This is a genomic window from Paenibacillus sp. 1-18 (assembly GCF_000520755.1).
Classification (GTDB): domain Bacteria; phylum Bacillota; class Bacilli; order Paenibacillales; family Paenibacillaceae; genus Paenibacillus; species Paenibacillus brasilensis.
On sequence record NZ_ASSB01000263.1, the window covers coordinates 1 to 15150 of the forward strand.

Annotated in this window: 28 protein-coding genes; 3 read left to right on the forward strand and 25 right to left on the reverse strand. The window is 41.5% G+C overall.

Translation table 11 applies throughout. From position 1 onward, the window contains the following. Positions 1–58: 58 nt before the first annotated feature. The 10 genes from L693_RS0116570 to L693_RS0116615 form a co-directional block, all read right to left on the reverse strand. Positions 59–271 (reverse strand): hypothetical protein, encoded by a 213-nt coding sequence (locus tag L693_RS0116570; protein ID WP_025718388.1) that lies wholly within the window; start codon positions 269–271, stop codon positions 59–61. Continuing rightward, the gene (locus L693_RS0116575) at positions 264–641 is read right to left on the reverse strand and encodes an ASCH domain-containing protein (protein WP_025718390.1); all 378 of its coding nucleotides are present in this window, start codon (positions 639–641) and stop codon (positions 264–266) included. The genes L693_RS0116570 and L693_RS0116575 overlap by 8 nt, the downstream gene beginning before the upstream one ends. A gap of 45 nt (positions 642–686) precedes the next feature. Then, on the reverse strand, positions 687–1139 hold the full coding sequence (locus L693_RS0116580) for a BC1872 family protein (protein WP_025718392.1): 453 nt from the start codon (positions 1137–1139) through the stop codon (positions 687–689). 43 nt (positions 1140–1182) lie between these two features. Next, positions 1183–1509, reverse strand: a complete 327-nt coding sequence (locus L693_RS0116585; protein ID WP_025718393.1) for a hypothetical protein — start codon at positions 1507–1509, stop codon at positions 1183–1185. A 50-nt stretch (positions 1510–1559) separates the two neighbouring features. Beyond that, positions 1560–1925, reverse strand: coding sequence for a hypothetical protein (locus L693_RS0116590; RefSeq protein WP_155983860.1), 366 nt, complete (start codon positions 1923–1925; stop codon positions 1560–1562). Positions 1926–1959: 34 nt separating this feature from the next. Beyond that, a complete protein-coding gene (locus tag L693_RS0116595; RefSeq protein WP_025718397.1) occupies positions 1960–2631 on the reverse strand; it encodes a hypothetical protein in 672 nt (223 codons plus the stop codon). A gap of 72 nt (positions 2632–2703) precedes the next feature. Then, positions 2704–2886, reverse strand: coding sequence for a hypothetical protein (locus L693_RS0116600; protein ID WP_025718399.1), 183 nt, complete (start codon positions 2884–2886; stop codon positions 2704–2706). Beyond that, entirely contained in the window at positions 2883–3071 is a 189-nt protein-coding gene (locus L693_RS0116605) for a hypothetical protein (RefSeq protein ID WP_025718401.1), read from the reverse strand. Before L693_RS0116605 ends, L693_RS0116600 begins: the two co-directional genes overlap by 4 nt. A 68-nt stretch (positions 3072–3139) precedes the next feature. Next, the gene (locus L693_RS0116610) at positions 3140–3463 is read right to left on the reverse strand and encodes a hypothetical protein (protein WP_025718402.1); all 324 of its coding nucleotides are present in this window, start codon (positions 3461–3463) and stop codon (positions 3140–3142) included. A gap of 92 nt (positions 3464–3555) precedes the next feature. After that, the gene (locus L693_RS0116615) at positions 3556–3783 is read right to left on the reverse strand and encodes a hypothetical protein (protein WP_025718404.1); all 228 of its coding nucleotides are present in this window, start codon (positions 3781–3783) and stop codon (positions 3556–3558) included. A gap of 154 nt (positions 3784–3937) precedes the next feature. Here L693_RS0116615 and L693_RS0116620 point away from each other — a divergent pair, with 154 nt between their 5' ends. Beyond that, positions 3938–4156, forward strand: a complete 219-nt coding sequence (locus L693_RS0116620) for a helix-turn-helix domain-containing protein (protein WP_025718405.1) — start codon at positions 3938–3940, stop codon at positions 4154–4156. A gap of 26 nt (positions 4157–4182) precedes the next feature. On the opposite strand, the gene L693_RS0116625 is transcribed toward L693_RS0116620, so the two are convergent. The 15 genes from L693_RS0116625 to L693_RS30675 all read right to left on the reverse strand — a co-directional run bounded on the left by L693_RS0116625 (position 4183) and on the right by L693_RS30675 (position 12778). After that, positions 4183–4482 (reverse strand): hypothetical protein, encoded by a 300-nt coding sequence (locus L693_RS0116625; RefSeq protein ID WP_231503675.1) that lies wholly within the window; start codon positions 4480–4482, stop codon positions 4183–4185. Between the two features lie 47 nt (positions 4483–4529). Further along, positions 4530–4823 carry a hypothetical protein gene (locus L693_RS0116630; protein ID WP_197029983.1) on the reverse strand — a complete coding sequence of 98 codons (294 nt, stop codon included), beginning with the start codon at positions 4821–4823 and terminating at the stop codon, positions 4530–4532. Continuing rightward, complete coding sequence (locus L693_RS0116635; protein ID WP_025718408.1) at positions 4774–5292, reverse strand: DUF1064 domain-containing protein; 519 nt, start codon at positions 5290–5292, stop codon at positions 4774–4776. Before L693_RS0116635 ends, L693_RS0116630 begins: the two co-directional genes overlap by 50 nt. Further along, complete coding sequence (gene dnaN / locus L693_RS0116640; protein ID WP_025718409.1) at positions 5292–6422, reverse strand: DNA polymerase III subunit beta; 1131 nt, start codon at positions 6420–6422, stop codon at positions 5292–5294. Before dnaN ends, L693_RS0116635 begins: the two co-directional genes overlap by 1 nt. After that, entirely contained in the window at positions 6388–6534 is a 147-nt protein-coding gene (locus L693_RS31525; protein ID WP_231503676.1) for a hypothetical protein, read from the reverse strand. The genes dnaN and L693_RS31525 overlap by 35 nt, the downstream gene beginning before the upstream one ends. 4 nt (positions 6535–6538) lie before the next feature. Beyond that, positions 6539–7489: a primosomal protein DnaI gene (gene dnaI / locus L693_RS0116645; RefSeq protein WP_025718411.1), complete on the reverse strand. Its 951-nt coding sequence runs from the start codon at positions 7487–7489 to the stop codon at positions 6539–6541. A gap of 6 nt (positions 7490–7495) precedes the next feature. Next, positions 7496–8491: a phage replisome organizer N-terminal domain-containing protein gene (locus L693_RS0116650; RefSeq protein ID WP_025718413.1), complete on the reverse strand. Its 996-nt coding sequence runs from the start codon at positions 8489–8491 to the stop codon at positions 7496–7498. Positions 8492–8525: 34 nt separating this feature from the next. Further along, positions 8526–8933 carry a hypothetical protein gene (locus L693_RS0116655; protein ID WP_231503677.1) on the reverse strand — a complete coding sequence of 136 codons (408 nt, stop codon included), beginning with the start codon at positions 8931–8933 and terminating at the stop codon, positions 8526–8528. 14 nt (positions 8934–8947) lie between these two features. After that, positions 8948–9646, reverse strand: coding sequence for a hypothetical protein (locus L693_RS0116660; RefSeq protein WP_025718417.1), 699 nt, complete (start codon positions 9644–9646; stop codon positions 8948–8950). 60 nt (positions 9647–9706) lie between these two features. Further along, positions 9707–10096 (reverse strand): hypothetical protein, encoded by a 390-nt coding sequence (locus tag L693_RS0116665; RefSeq protein WP_231503678.1) that lies wholly within the window; start codon positions 10094–10096, stop codon positions 9707–9709. Between the two features lie 5 nt (positions 10097–10101). Further along, positions 10102–10461 (reverse strand): hypothetical protein, encoded by a 360-nt coding sequence (locus L693_RS0116670; protein WP_025718421.1) that lies wholly within the window; start codon positions 10459–10461, stop codon positions 10102–10104. Between the two features lie 104 nt (positions 10462–10565). Beyond that, positions 10566–10997 carry an ORF6C domain-containing protein gene (locus tag L693_RS0116680; RefSeq protein WP_025718423.1) on the reverse strand — a complete coding sequence of 144 codons (432 nt, stop codon included), beginning with the start codon at positions 10995–10997 and terminating at the stop codon, positions 10566–10568. Next, on the reverse strand, positions 10994–12115 hold the full coding sequence (locus L693_RS0116685; protein WP_025718425.1) for a ParB N-terminal domain-containing protein: 1122 nt from the start codon (positions 12113–12115) through the stop codon (positions 10994–10996). Before L693_RS0116685 ends, L693_RS0116680 begins: the two co-directional genes overlap by 4 nt. Position 12116: 1 nt before the next feature. Next, complete coding sequence (locus tag L693_RS0116690; protein ID WP_025718428.1) at positions 12117–12404, reverse strand: helix-turn-helix domain-containing protein; 288 nt, start codon at positions 12402–12404, stop codon at positions 12117–12119. A 107-nt stretch (positions 12405–12511) separates the two neighbouring features. Next, the gene (locus L693_RS30675; RefSeq protein WP_025718430.1) at positions 12512–12778 is read right to left on the reverse strand and encodes a helix-turn-helix domain-containing protein; all 267 of its coding nucleotides are present in this window, start codon (positions 12776–12778) and stop codon (positions 12512–12514) included. Between the two features lie 106 nt (positions 12779–12884). On the opposite strand from L693_RS30675, the gene L693_RS0116700 reads away from it, so the two are divergent. Next, positions 12885–13283 carry a helix-turn-helix domain-containing protein gene (locus L693_RS0116700; RefSeq protein ID WP_025718431.1) on the forward strand — a complete coding sequence of 133 codons (399 nt, stop codon included), beginning with the start codon at positions 12885–12887 and terminating at the stop codon, positions 13281–13283. A gap of 501 nt (positions 13284–13784) precedes the next feature. Beyond that, positions 13785–15005, forward strand: a complete 1221-nt coding sequence (locus tag L693_RS0116705; RefSeq protein ID WP_025718433.1) for a tyrosine-type recombinase/integrase — start codon at positions 13785–13787, stop codon at positions 15003–15005. The last annotated feature ends 145 nt before the right edge of the window (positions 15006–15150 follow it).

Below are 15150 nucleotides of genomic sequence, written 5' to 3' on the forward strand. Positions count from 1 at the left end.
ACATATCTATCATCCTTCCAACGCTCCGTCAGGGTGACAGAGCGTATTGTATTGGTGGTTACTCCCCTAATGCCTGACGGGCTTCATGCAGTTTATAAGTCAGGCGGCGTATAACTGCGTCCCTCTCTGCAAGCTGCTCCAACAAGAGATTAACTCCCTCCGCAAGCTCTACATGATCCGCTTCCCAAGCAGACAATATGCCTTTACGGGCTTGTCGCTCTGTCAGCATGCCTTTAGCTCTGTCAGCGAGATACATTAACCGTTCACTCACCTTTACCGCCTCCTTGGTATACTGTTTTCGGCAACCTAACCCATATTACTGCCCCTTGTGGATGTTTATAAGGTACAGGCTCCGGGTAAATGATTGGATTTTTCATCACCCACGCCCAAGGCTTTCGATATTTGATAGCTCCCAGCGCTACATGATGTTTGTCTTGGTTGCCTAATATCAGGTCCACATCATCAGGGCCATGCAACGGTACGCAATCAACCAGTTCTACCATCCCATATACAAGTCCACTGCCACTCTTGATAATGCCGATGGTGCCGCGCTTATGAGTCTTGCTGCCGCGAATCTCCCACGTTTTAATGCCCGATAGGATCATATCTGCCCATCTAGGCTTAATAACGAGTCCATCCAAATTGATTCCCTCCTTTGGTATATAGGGGTATAGGGTAAGAGGCTGTTATGCCTCACCCCTCTCTTTTCTGCGTAATGCAGCTCTCAGCGCGGCCCTACAGATAGCCTCCGCCGGAGTCGCTGCTTGTGCGCTAGATATGTCGCATCGACCATCCCAATCCGTAAGGGATACCTCCCAAGCGCCTCCTGCAAGATTTTTAACGGTGAATAGGTAGCCTCGATCTTTAAAAATCTCTAAAACCTTAAAGGCATCTGAAACCGATGTCGAGTAGTTACGATATATTTCCTTTTTGGAGATTTTAAGACCCTCGTATACCCGTTTATTTAGCGCGTCTCTCGCATCAGACTCATAGTTGCATTCGTCGTAAATTATTGTCTCTGCGTCATCCATCACCCACCATTTGATTTCCGGCGCTACTTTAGTTGCAAATGTGCCAACCAGTGAATCTAACTCAGGTCCGACTTCAACGTTTTTTATGTTATCTCTCGTAAATTCCATCTGTATCTCTCCTTTGGTATAGGTAGTAGGGGGTGTATCCCCCTTAAACATCAATTCCGAATGCATCCAGATGGCTCAAAATGGATCGCTGCTGTACGTATGTCATACGTTCCAAGTTTTCAAGCAGCCATGATATTTGTTCGCCAGTAGGTTCCGACCACATGAAAGCGTGGCAAGCGCCATTACCTGCCTTTCCAACGCCATGAGCACATCCGAATTTAATAAATTCCGGCACCTTATTGCTGTCGCCGTCAAAAAATCTAATATGATATTGCTGAACCAGCTCAGCAGCCAATCCCCGATGTTCTCCATATTTGCATTCATAGAAAATACCGTCTGGAGCCAGGAACCCCGACAATCCATATTGCATATGTCTATCCCCCTTATGGAGGGCTGTTCCCTCCTTCTTATCCCCTGGGCCTAACTCCACACTCTGTGTTCTTCTGCCACTGTTTCCAATCCGTCATAGTTCGTGATATGCCATTCAATATCATCCGGCACCTCGACTATTTTCAACTTTGCACAAGGACCGTTCGCTTTATCTCCAAGCGCCTTGACGACTGCAATTACATCTTTGTTTGTACGTATTTCCTTAGTTTTATTGCTTATGAAGTGGTAAGGTGGAAAGCCAAAACTAGGTTCACTAACAACTAATTCCGCTGTTGGATCGGCATATTCAACGTCTTCCGTATAAACAGTTACCCTCCAACCTAATTCAATCAGCTTGTGAAATGCGGCAGTCGATAACCCGAATCCTCCGAAACATCTATTAATAACGATTTCCATTGTTATGTCCTCTCTGCCCTTGGGGGCTATAGATTTAATCCTCAAAGCGCTCTCCATAACCATAAGATGGTGCTGGTCTACTGTAATTGTTCAAGGCATCGGATATCATGATGCCAAACACGCTCATTTGCTTAGTATCCATAGACTCTAGCAACCGAATCTCTTTGCTTTTTAATGAGCGTCCCGCCGCTGTAGCAAGCAATTCCATGACTGGCTTTATAGAATCCAATCGTTCCTGCTTTTGGGCTTCTAAACGCTCCTGTGCCGCCTGCTTGCGGTTGAACTCTTCCCAATCTTGCTCGTCAAACCAAAATCTAGGACCGTGAATCAGAGAGTATGTTGATATCCATCCTTGAAGCTCTTCCTCGTTTGTCTGGATACGATCATGACAGGTATCGCAAACACGCATTGCATTTGTCTTTACACCGCGTCCGCTTCTGCCTCTTGGCATGACATGATGGGTTTGAGTGGATTTACGACCACATCCACATTGGCAGAGGCCTTGTGTCTCATCTATTAATTCAGAAATTACTTCGAGTGGAAATTCTGCTCGGTCAGCTCGTGACGGACGTGATTGGTGGTGAGCAAAGATGTCTTTCTTCCATTCTGGAATCGACTTTTTGCTTTTCTTTCGCTGTCCAAGGCTGCTGTACGATTTCTTCTCTTTGACTTTTTTCTCCGGTTTCCAGAATGTTTGATGAGACATTCTCCCTCGCCACCTTTCCAACAGATTGATTCGTATTTCCTGTGCTTATGCTTATATTTTGAGCCTAAACCGCTACGGCCCCACTACGGATTTTAGAGGTTCAAGCAATCCTGCTTCCTCTAAAATGGAATAATATTCATATCTTTCTTTCGTTGTTACATGCACTTTACTTATTGTATGGGATGCATAGAAGGCTACGGCCTGCTGCACTTCGATAGGCTCTTCATCAAGCTTGTTCAAGTCGAGCTTTTTCACGAACTACTCTCCCTTACAAGGTGATCATATTTTTCTTCAAATCCACGCTTTATATCTGGCGGTAAGGTTTCAATAACATCGTCCCATAAACTTAACAATTCATTGTTATGAGAACTATATTTTTGAATCTGAATGTAACGTTCTGATAAAGCTGTGGTAAATTCATCAGCCTCTTGTTTCGTCATATCCACCCTCCTACTTTTTTCAGTTACAGTACAGTGTTACTTGTTCCAATACAATGTTGCAGTCACTCTTAATAAGGAGATTGGTTATAAACTGTTCTGGCATCCTCAATACTCTTGAAGTCAAACTCTCGATAGATTGACCGGACAAGATTTTTGGTCTGTTCTTCGCTATAACCCAACTTCTTAGCGCCAAGAATTGCATACCCCAAGCAAGCGTTGTTGTTCCATTCATCGCCACCAAAGAACTGAGCTGCCTTATACCCTGCCTGATAGGCTTGTCCAAAAAGCTTTTCAGCTTGATCCAACAATGTTATTTGCTCAGGGGTTAAAGGTGCAGGAAGAGACTTTTCCAACTCCCTTCGTAAGGCCGCTACCATACTGTGATTTTTCATAAAGTCATCCCTCCAGATAGTTCAGGAAAAATTTCCTGCGCTTATTTGGCTTGTGCCAACCTCACCGGATGATCCCGGTGAACGCTCTGAGCTTAATGGCCTGTTTTCGTTCGCTCAGACGAACTTTCAACTTTGCTGTCATGCGCGGACCGTCTATTGCATTCCGCTTTTGCCCGCGCCAGTCCTTCATTACCTTTGTATCCGATAATCGCGCACCGAACGCTGTGCGTAATGGTATTGCGATAAACCTCATATCCGCCTTTTTTGGATGCACATACCCAGTAGTTTCCGTTTTCATACAAAATATCGGATTCTGTCATGTCTAACTCCCCTTCTCTAATTATTATGTATTATACGATATACAATATTGCATATTGGTTTATAATCCAATAATATACGACTTTGCATATTCAGTCAATAGATATTGATAAAAAATATACAACATCGTATAATGCATTGTATTGAGGTGATATCATGGCTAAGGTTGTTAGGGTTCGTCCCAATTTGACAAACATTTTGAAAGAAAGGGATATGACCCAAAATCAACTATCTGAACTTAGTGGAGTTCCGCAAGCTTCTATCAGTCGATTCGACAAAAATGAGCGTCACGAAGCAAATATTTTATTCTCGATCTCAAAAGCACTTAATATTTCCATTGAAGATTTATTTGTTGAGGAGCAAGAGGAAACATGACCTCTATGCTCCTTTTTATTTCCCACTTAGACCGGATTAAGAAGCCTTTCGAGCCGCATGATTTCCTTTTGCTGATACTGAATTAGGTCAACCATCTCCTCCATCGCCATCAACTTCCAGTCATATGACTGATCGGATACCTGATCTATGGTTGTTCCGTACTTTTTAAGACCTTTCTCATTTTGTTTGTCCAGCAGTTCAATAATCCGCTTCGTTACCTCTGGACGCTGCTTTTTTCTTCTGTGTTGTATTGTTTTGATCCTTCTTACCTCCGTTATCGAAAACGGTTTCTCACCAGGCGTTTTAATGACGTTTGTTTGATCCATGCTGGTTGCCACTCCTTTTTTGATTGAATTCAATTGAATGACTTTGATTACGGTAGCGCCAGTGTATCCCCTTCATATTGCATCTCCGCCTGATTAGGATCACTTACTGGTCCCCAATGGTTGTTAGCTTGCATGATGCGGACAATATCAGCCGCATATGTTTCGTCGGTGTTAACTACCAGATAGGTATTTAAAGCTGGCTTCCCATCCAGATGTCGCAGCTCTTGGATTTTCCAAAGAATACGGGACAACTCACTTTTATCCCGATCATCAAGATAATTCTCAGCATCCTCATTTTTGATTACGGTGAATTTGACTTGCATTCCGGTCAGTTCTGGCATGTTTCATCTTCCCTTCTGCTTGTTTTAAAAGTTTATTGATAGCTCGTTTCCGATCTGCTTTTTCTTTCTTAAACTGCTTGATCGGAATAAATTCTCCTCGTTTTTTCATGAGTATATCTATGGGTAAAGTTGGATATTTTGCTTGGAATAGTTTCAGTTTGACACGGAATGTCGATGTCTCAATACCCTTGATATCTATTACTCGCTGAGTATCGTCCAGATTAGTGACCAAAAAATCAGCAATGTAGGTCACTTTTGGTTTCTCCTGTAGTATAAATACAGGATGGCACTTGAAGTCTTTGATTTCTCCATACTTGCGCTGCCGAAGGAGTTCTTGGCAATACTCTCCCTCTGCTTTGCTATCAAAGAGAGTACCTATCACATCTAGTTCATACCTTTTTACGATCCATTCCTCAAATAACGTTCCATCCTCCGTGACAATGACCTTTTTAGCATTATATTTACTCATTAATCTACCGTCCTATAAGGTTGTACAATATGAATGCTTTGATTATCTTCATTGCTAAGAATGAAAATAGACTTCATTTTTCCTGCAAAAACCAAGGTGATTTTTTCTCCATCCAAAGCTCTTAAAGCATCCATAGCATACTTAGAATTCAAGGAAATTGTTAACTCCTGTCCCGTGAACTTAATAGGAACAATACTTTCGCTGGCCTTGCCCGTTTGTTTTCCTTTTCCGCGAATATTTATTTCTTTTTCAGTCACATCAAGCCTAACCATATTATTTTTTTCTTCTTTTGCCAGAGTGTAAATAAGTTCAACGGACTCCAAAAATTCTCGTTTATTTATCTCAATCCTCGTACCACTTTCAGGAACAATGACCATCTGGTGTATGTCTGGATACTCGCCTTCCAGAACACGAGAGTAAAAAGTGAATCTCTCTGTGCGAGCAAAGGCATAGACTATCTGATTATCTTTCCCCTTTGAAAAGCCAAATTGAACATCGTCCTTATCTGTAATGATCTTCAGTAGTTCAACCAGACCTCTCGCTTCGATCACAGCACTACCAAAATCGCCCGGTTCAATATCCTTTTCTGTTTTTGAAAGGCGATGCCTATTGGTGGCTTCCATTCCTATTTTCCCGTTCTTTAGGTAGACATTTGCTCCAGTTAGTATAGGCATGCCTTTACCATCAATGTCTGCTGCAAAGATAGCCTTTTTGAATAATCCCCTTAGGTCCTTCCCTGTAATTTCAATATATTCATTATCATTTATTGAAGGAGGTGGAGGAAATTCCTCAGGGTCCAATCCTGACATTTCTATTTCTTTATTCCGAGACGTGATAATCACATTCAGACCATCTTTAGACTCAATCCGAACATCACCGCTTAATTTCTTGAGCATTTCCAAGAATAATTTAGGAAGAACTACCTTTCCATTCCGTTCGATTTGAACATGCTCCTCGAAAATATATGACTGTATCGTTGCTCTATCATCAGTTCCTGTCACAGTTAAACCCTCTTGATTGGCTTCGATCAAAAAGCAACCAAGTATCGGCATGATACTTTTGGCTGAAATAGCTTTACTGGCATCTTCCAGAGCCTCAGCTAATAGCGCGCTGTCCACTACTATATTCATAAGGTTTGATCTCCTTTTTCGCATTAGGATTGCACTCCGGGCAAGGTCCCAGCATTACGATGGAGCCTTTGAACTGATATGCCACCTTACTGCCGCTGCAAGTTCTACACATACCCTTAATCCCTCCGTCTATTTCTACCACCCACCGGCAGTATCTTTACAAATGGTTCTATTCGCTCAATGATCCGGACCGCTTTTTTGTCATTCTGTTCGCTCGGCTTGCTGTCTTTCGGATTCGCCAAATGATGTTTCAGCTCACTCATGGTTAAATTAGATGTGTAGATGGTCGCTAAGCGTTCCATGCGTCGCTGAAGTATGGGTCCCAGGACTTCATCCCTTGTCCATGTTGTAAGAGACTCCGCTCCAATATCATCTAAAATTAAGACCTTAGCAGTCCTCAATGCGTCCAATTTGCTTTCTACGGTTTCTGTTTTGGAGCCAATGGCATCCTTTACTTCCAGCAGGAAATCAGGCACATAAACCATTAGCACACTAACGTCACGCTTTGCCAGCTCTTGAGCAATTGCCCCGGCGATTCTGCTTTTGCCTACACCCATTTGACCGTAGAAGTATAGTCCCGTTGTCGTTTCTCCTGGGACGAACTCATCACAGAAACTTATTGCCGCCGCAATTGCAGATATCCGCTGCGGGTCAGGTTCAATGTCTTCGAAAGTCGCATTCAGTATGTGAGCCGGAATGTAATGACTCTTGATCCTTTGACCGATCCCCTGCTCTCTTTCGTGAGCGACCAACAATGGACATTTCCGAAGTCGGAAGACTAGTTCGTCACCTTTGGTTGGACTAGGTTCCGCGACGCTTGTATGCCCCTTCTGTTCGTTCTGGCAAGCCAGCAAACCCGGGCACTCGCTGCATTTATCGCAATAGGATATATGCTGTGATAGGTCCCTAAATCCCTTAGGTTCTGTCAAATCCTCTGTTTTGTCAGGATATTCAGATTTCAAGCGCTGGACCTCAGGATGATTTGTTAGACGTTCCAGCACTGCGGCCTGTCTCTTGGCGAAGCCAGCAGGCATTAATGCTTGCAGCTCTTTGCCGAAGCTCTCCATATGGCATCAACCTCCCTGTTTAGCCCTTAGTTTTGCAAGCATGCTCTGAATGTCCTCTTCGGTATATTCGCTTGGAGGGACTTCTATTTGTGGTTCCGCTTTATCCGGTGAAGGTGTTTCAACCTTCTTGCTCTTGCTGACAACTTCTCGCAATGCATGCAAGGAGAAAATGATAGTCGTGCAATAGCTCAGGCTCCGTATCTCATCGCGCCGATGCTTTGGTTTAAATTTGTCAAAGGACTGGTCAATGCCATCTAGAGCGGTTTGGAGGGGAACGCCCGCAGCCTGTAACTCATCAATGCTTGTTTCGTCGGCTGCTGTAATGTCCAATCCTTTCCCCCTGCGCTGAAGGTATTTGTTGGCAACAGCGTTGCGATAATCAATATCCGAAGATGATATTTCATCCTGTCCAGAGTCAGTATCTGTTTCAGGAGTGGCAGGAACGGCACCTTGCCGGGAAGACGGTATCCCCTCATCTTTGGAATTGATTTCATTCTCAGGTGTTAAACAACAACTACCTTCTTTTTCTTTAGTCTTACTTCTTACTTCTAGGGGCGTGACATCGCCGGGACTGTCCGGGACATTTCCGGGACTAGGTTCGCTAAGTTGCAGTTTCTTACGTTTGGCCCTTTGATCAGCCTTTCTTTTTCGCTCATACTCTCGTACTTTTTCAAGAGATTCAGTGTTCTGGTGCTTCTCCCAATTAGGTAGAAAGAAAGCCCCTTGTTCAGATATTTCTAACATTCCGAATCTTTCAAAAATTGATAAAGCCATTTTTATTACTGGAAGCGGCCTTTTAATCACTGAAATCAGCATATCCTCGGTATAAGGAATAGATTCCGTTAGCATGATGTAACCGCCCATATTTGATCTTCCTGTCATAGTCATTAGCTTGAGCCATATAACAATGATTGTGTCAGCTTCGGGCATATCTTCGATGATTTTAATTTTTTCGTCGTCAAACATGCCAGTACTGAGCTTGATCCATTTTATTTCTGCCATGTTTCAACCTCTTCTCAGCTTTTGAATCATAAACTTACCTGTTTGCGTTGGCGTTGTTTCCAAACTCCGCTAGCAGCACCTTTAGGCTGTATTTTAAAGAGTTTATTACCTGGTCATTACTTTCTACAGCATTACTCCAGCGGACCTTATCAGCTTCTGCATCTGCTTCTTGGTTGCGAAGTTTGATTACCGCCAACTCCGCTCGCTGCTCCCTAAGATTCTCTGCCGCAATATACGCTTCTGCATAAACACGCTTTCTCTCAGCATAGATCCGCTTATACTCTCTTACAGCATCAGCAGCCTTACGCCCCAAGATAACTTGGACTTCTGTCAACAATTCAATCTTGCGAGCCAGGGTAGCAGGGTAATCATGACTGCATTGATCCGCAAGACTATAAAGCTCTCCGAGCGTATGTTGTTTTTGTAGAGACAATGCAGCCACTCCTTAACCCTCTATTAATATTCTTCTCCGTAATAAGTATCAACTTCGTCTTCATCCACGATAACCTTGGCTCCAGTCGCAAAAATTTGGAACATCAATTTTTCAAAATGATAGAACGATGTCATAATCTCTTTGTTATTGGAAAGGTTCTGACCATCAATTTTAGAGTCATAGACGTGTCCTTCTTTGTCCAAGTGGAGTTGATATTTGTATCTGTACTTTGATTTTTCAGAACCCCACGAATCTCTACTTTCGCTTTCTGGATCAAAATAGATGTGACGATACCCATCCTCCTCGCCTTCCAAAATGAAAGATATTTTTTCACCATCTCGTTCATGGTCATCATTCTCATCTTCCTTCATTGCTTCAATCAATTCAGACAACTTGTATTCAGGTTTAATACCGATAAGCATTTGTTCAATGTTTTCTTTAATTTTTTGAACACCTTGAATATGGAGAGCGGCATTCAACTGAGATTTAACTTCATTCAAAACCATAAGATTGTATCCGCCGATACCCAATTTTTTCATATCAATTTGCAACTGCTCTTTTACGTGATTTTCTAGCTCTTTACGGAAATCTCCGTAAGTTCCAAAATACTCTTCTACCACTTTTTTGATAGTAACCTCAAGTTGCTTTTTAATGACCTGCTCAACAAATCCGTCTTTTTGAATAGTTTGCATCGCATCATTTACCAAATTATTTAAATTCATATTATTACGCTCCTATTTTCAATTTTTAAAATACGTGATATACTGCCGTTGAAATGTTTCTTAAATGATCGTGTTGGTAGCACGATTGTTCGTTAGGACTTCTCTGTCTATTCTTTTGCGGTATAACTTACGGCAATAGTAATTACAGAAAAGTCCTTCTTCTTTTGGAACGGGAAACTTTTGCTCTGGAAATACTTCTTTCCCACAATGCTCGCAGATACCTATCCCTTTACCAGATATTTTGTATCCCGGTAGCTTAGGAATCTCAAGCCCCTCGTATTCTTCGTTCTTACCCATAGATTTCTCCAGCTCATGCAACTGAGTTGTAAGCAAGTCTATTTGAGCCTGGATTTCGTCATTTGGTAGCCCAAATTTAACAGCGTCAATGCTGTCCTCATATAACTCACGTAATTGCGCTCTAAGCACCCTAGATTGTTTATGCTCGTCCAACTCTCTCAGCTCCATATCTCCGCTTCAAGTTCAGATATTTTAGCTTTTAACTGTCTTTCTTGTTCTTTTAAAGGTTTCATTTTTTTGATGCACACATGATTAGGCCATAGACTATCTGTAATAGCGTATTGAGTTTTGTGAATGGCCTGAAGCTTTTGTTCAGTAAGTTCTTTTTCCTTTTGAAGAGAAAGCTTTTTCTTATCCCGCTCTGTAAGCTGTAACATCTCAATATCTACTGCATGTTGACAATTCAACCAGCGATGCATAAGTAATACAGCGGCTATAAGTGAGTCTGCTGGTTGGTCTAATGTAAATTTGAATCCTTCATCATCCACGATTGGAATAGAGTAAATTTTGCTACTCATTTGACTTTTCCTTACGCCGGATATTACGAACAATAATGGCATGCTGTAATTCATTTTCGAACCAGATACGAGCTAGTTCCGGTAGAGTCATAATCATTCACCCCTTAGATATAATCTTCTGGACGAAAGTCTTTAACGAAGTAAATGGAATCATCAAAATCAATGCGCCGGATGTGACTGTACTTTGCAACTGAGAATAAAACTTTCAACTTACTCCAAATCATGCGGCGATATTTTCCGACCGTTTCGTTAAATTTTCCATCTGTCTCCTTGTAACGATCTTTTGTGAGTGTAATGGACCTGATTCTTACTGCATCCTGTAACTGATAACATTCAGCATCCGTGAGTGTTACGCTGTCTCGGACTTCCTGAACCATCATCTGCACTTCTTCCACCTTCTCGGTTACATCCAATTGCATTTGCTTGATACCGTCAACAAGGCCACGAATTGCCATGCCTTGATCCTCTGTCAGTTGCATTTGCTTTTCGACAACTGACAAGAAATCCGGCTGCTGATTAGGATTAATTAGTGTCATTTCTCTACCACCTTTCTGCCGTTAACGGCTGGACGAATCTGTTCGATAAAGGCTTCCAGCATGTCCAAGCTTTCGGACAACCGCTTCTTTTCAGAACTACTTGCACTACCTATTGCACCCAGCATGAATGAAGTAATTCCGACCTTCTGTAGAAATTGCTTTACATGGATACTGACTTGAATTGTGTTGCTATCAGCCTCAAAGCGAAGTTTCTTCATTTGAGCTGCTGCCTGCTGATCGTCAAATTCACCCGGCTGCTGAAGCTTGATGGCGTCAAGTTCTTCCTTAGCTCTCTGGTAACCGTCTCTTAGTTGTTCTATTTTAAAGTGTTCTGTTTCCAGGTCTTCCTTGAGCTTCCCTTTCCAATAATCGTCGCGTTGTTTCAATAGAGCCTCAGCTTCTTTTTCCTTTTGCTTCATAAAGACAGCCGCCTCTTCATCGCGCCGCTCTACAGCAGCAGCCACAGCTTCATCGAGCTGATCGGCGGGAATGGCATCCTTGTACTGTCTTTGCAGCTCAAGCTTGTCAAGTTCTGCTTGCTCTGCTCTCTCCTCGGCTTCGCGGACAGCGGCCTCCAATCGGGCTTTCGTCTCCACGAACGCTTTGTGAGTGCTAATCAATCCCTCATCAAGCTGCTGGATAATCTCAGGCGTGGCATTTTCAGCGATAAATTTTGCCTTGTCATACTGCCTACCAGAACCAAAGCCTGCCTGATCCGCTACAATGTCCCGTACTTGCCCGGTAGGTTGGTCAGGAAAATTTTCCGTACCTCCAGCCATGCGCTCCTTGGCCTTAAAGCGTTCGACCTCTTCAAGTCGCCGCGCCCATTCTACTCGTTCAGAAAAAGTGAACTCTTTACGATGTTCATTCTCGGAAATCTCAAGCTGAAGTTGATGCTCAAAATCCTTGATTTCCATAACTCTTACCGTCACTTTTGAGCGTCCAAGGAACTGGTGCGCTCTCAACCGCCGCTCTCCAGCAATTAACTGATAATCTGGTGTTACTACAATAGGATTAATGAGTCCGTTTTGTTCTATATCTTGAGCCAGTTCTTCAATTCCGCCAAAATCCTTGCGGATACGATCACTGACCTTGATTTTGTTAATATCAATCTCCAAGTTAATTCTCCTTTCCTCGGGGCTGATAATTAACCTTGTCTTGTTCCCTACCCCAAGCATCTAAAGCTAATGTACTGAACATGAGCTTAGCCCCGAATTTTCGGTGTGGAATTAGTTTCTTTTTACACATGTTATAAAGCGTCTTTTCCGAGATACCAAGATATTCGGAAGCTTGTATTGCATTTAAGGTTTTATCTGTAGCTGCATTCAAGCTTTCCAGTATTCGTCTTTCAGCTGCGGCAATTTGAACAGAAATAATTTCGTTGATCGCTTGTTCAATAGTCGACATAAAACATCTCTCCAAAGGAATAGTAATTATTAATTACGTAAATAATAAAAAAAATAAATCAATAAACGTAATTCTCTATTGCGAAAGTGTTGGTTACGGTATATAATCTATTTGTGCATAAGATTTACTGTAAAGGGTCTTTCTCCTGATAAATCCTTCCAGCAGTCGTAAACATCTGTTTTCAAATAATGCGCTATTTTAAACATTAGGCTTACACCTGGATTAGCTAGTCCCTTTTCCAGTTGCCTTAAGTAAGTCTCAGAGATATTCAAATCTGAAGCTACTTTTCGTTGGGTGCCAGTTTTTCTCCTTAACTCAATTAATCTGTATCTAGGAAGGCTCTCTTCGGATTTTGCTGTTTCTTTGTGCATCATTGTTTTCACCTCCAATCTTCCGTAACTGAATATTACCATGTAATTATTAATTACGCAAGTGACACTTACGAAATTAATAAATCTTTTTTTGAGGCGGTGCAAGTTTATGTCTTCTTTAGGCGAGAGAATTAAAACTTTGCGAGATAAAATGGGATTTACACAAGATGATTTAGCTGAGGCATTAGACATGAATAGAGCCAATATTTCGAATTATGAACGAGGTATAATTACTAAAATACCTAGCAATATTTTGAGTAGGCTCGCGGACGTATTGAACACCAACGCAGATTATTTGCTTGGAAGAATTGATGATCCTGCTCCAAAAGCTTATTCCTTTCCATCTTGGGCATCCCCTGAAGATATACGAGATTTTAAAAAGATGCTCCTAGAAGATGGTCCTATAATGTTTGATGGTGTACCCATTAATAATGAAGATCGACAAAAGGTTCTTCGCGTCATGGAGGCTATGTTCTGGGACATCAAAGATAAGAACAAGAAGAAGTAAAGAAGAAGATGATAATGTAGCCAATGGACGCTACTATTGATAAACTCGTGAAAAAAAGTAAAATAACTCCTATGAGATAGCCAATGGCCTGAACATATTTATTTGGTGAACAGATTTTAGGCCGAGTTATCCAAAGCGTAAAGAAAAAGAGAAGAAGATGTATTCCAAAAATTGCAAGAGAATATCTATGTTCAGGAACTAGCTAATAACCAAGTTCATTCAGGTTTAAATACATTTCAGCTTGGTTAGAATGTATCCTTTATATTGAAAAATGAAGAAAGCCAACATATTAGTTTAAAGTTACTTATACAGGGGATAGAAGAAAGCATTTGCAATTATTACACTCACTATGGAACCCTTATTGAACTACATAAATTATTTATCCAGTAGTTTTTTTCTAGGAAAACTTTTGTTTTTCTACGCCCAAAAAAAGAACATACATTCCCGTTAAGGAGGTGATTTGGTTAATATCGGATCTAAAATTAAGAAAGGAGTCATACTATGGCTAAAGGTAGTATTGAAAAGAGAGGAAATAACAGCTGGCGTTTAAGCGTAGATGTTGGATTGCTTCCAAATGGTGAAAGGGACCGCAAGAGAAAAACCGTTACTGTAGACGATCCAGCGTTATTGAAAACCACAAAGAAACTTAAAGATCATCTTGAAACTGAACTTGCTAAATTCAAAATTGAGGTTGAAGCAGGCGAATACATTTCACCTGAAAAAATGAAATTCGAAGAGTTTATGAATGAATGGGCACGTAAGTACGCAGTTAAGCATTTAGAAGGGACCACCCTAGAAAACTATCATCGTCACTTAAAAAACCACATAATCCCTATGTTTGGTCATATGCGTATTGACCAAATAAAACCACTACACGTAGTAACTTTTTTGGATAAATTATCAGAACCAGGCGCTCGTAAAGACGGAAAGGAAGGGGGATTAAGCAGCACATCCAGAAGATATATACACCGCGTACTTAAGGATATACTTGATCGTGCTGTCGAATGGAAATTAATAAAGAACAATCCAGCCGGAGAAATAAAACGTCCTAAGCTGGATACTGAGGAAAAAGATTTTATGGACGAAGACGAGTTGTTTACAATGTTTGAGTTGCTGGAGGATGCCCCTCTTAAATGGCGTGTTATGATTGAATTAGCTGCCACAACTGGTATGCGTCGTGGTGAGCTGCTTGCTCTTGATATAATCAAACATATCTTTATTGAAAAAGAAAATGGTGTTGAATCAGCATATATTCAAGTTCGTCAGTCATTGGCATATGCTAATAAGCAGACCATTTTTAAGGATGTAAAAACCAAAAAGTCCCGGCGTACAATTCCAGTAGCTGATGAAGTTTTACCTATTCTAAAAAAACGAATCAATGAAGTAAAAAGAAATAAGTTGTTTTTCGGAGACAAGTGGCAAGGCGGTGATAGGCTGTTGCTTTTTGGTCAGGACAATGGATTACCAATGTTCCACACAACACCAACATGGTGGTTCAGGAAATTCCTGAAGAAAAACAAATTAAAGCATTTACCATTTCATGGCCTCAGACATACAGCTGCCACATATCTAATGAGTAAAAATGTACCTATTAAACAAATCCAGTCACTTCTTGGACATGCAGACATAAGAACGACTGGTAATATGTATACTCACGCAATTGAGAAGATGAATAAAGAAGCTATTCAAACATTCAACCAATTGAAAAGACGAAATTCATAATTCGTCCCCAATTCGGCCCCAAAACGATAATTTTGAAAAATCGTGTGTACGGCACACTTCACATAAAAACAAAAAAACCCTTGATACACAAGGGTTTTGGATTGGTAAGTTTGGTGGAGCCTAGGGGGATCGAACCCCTGACCTC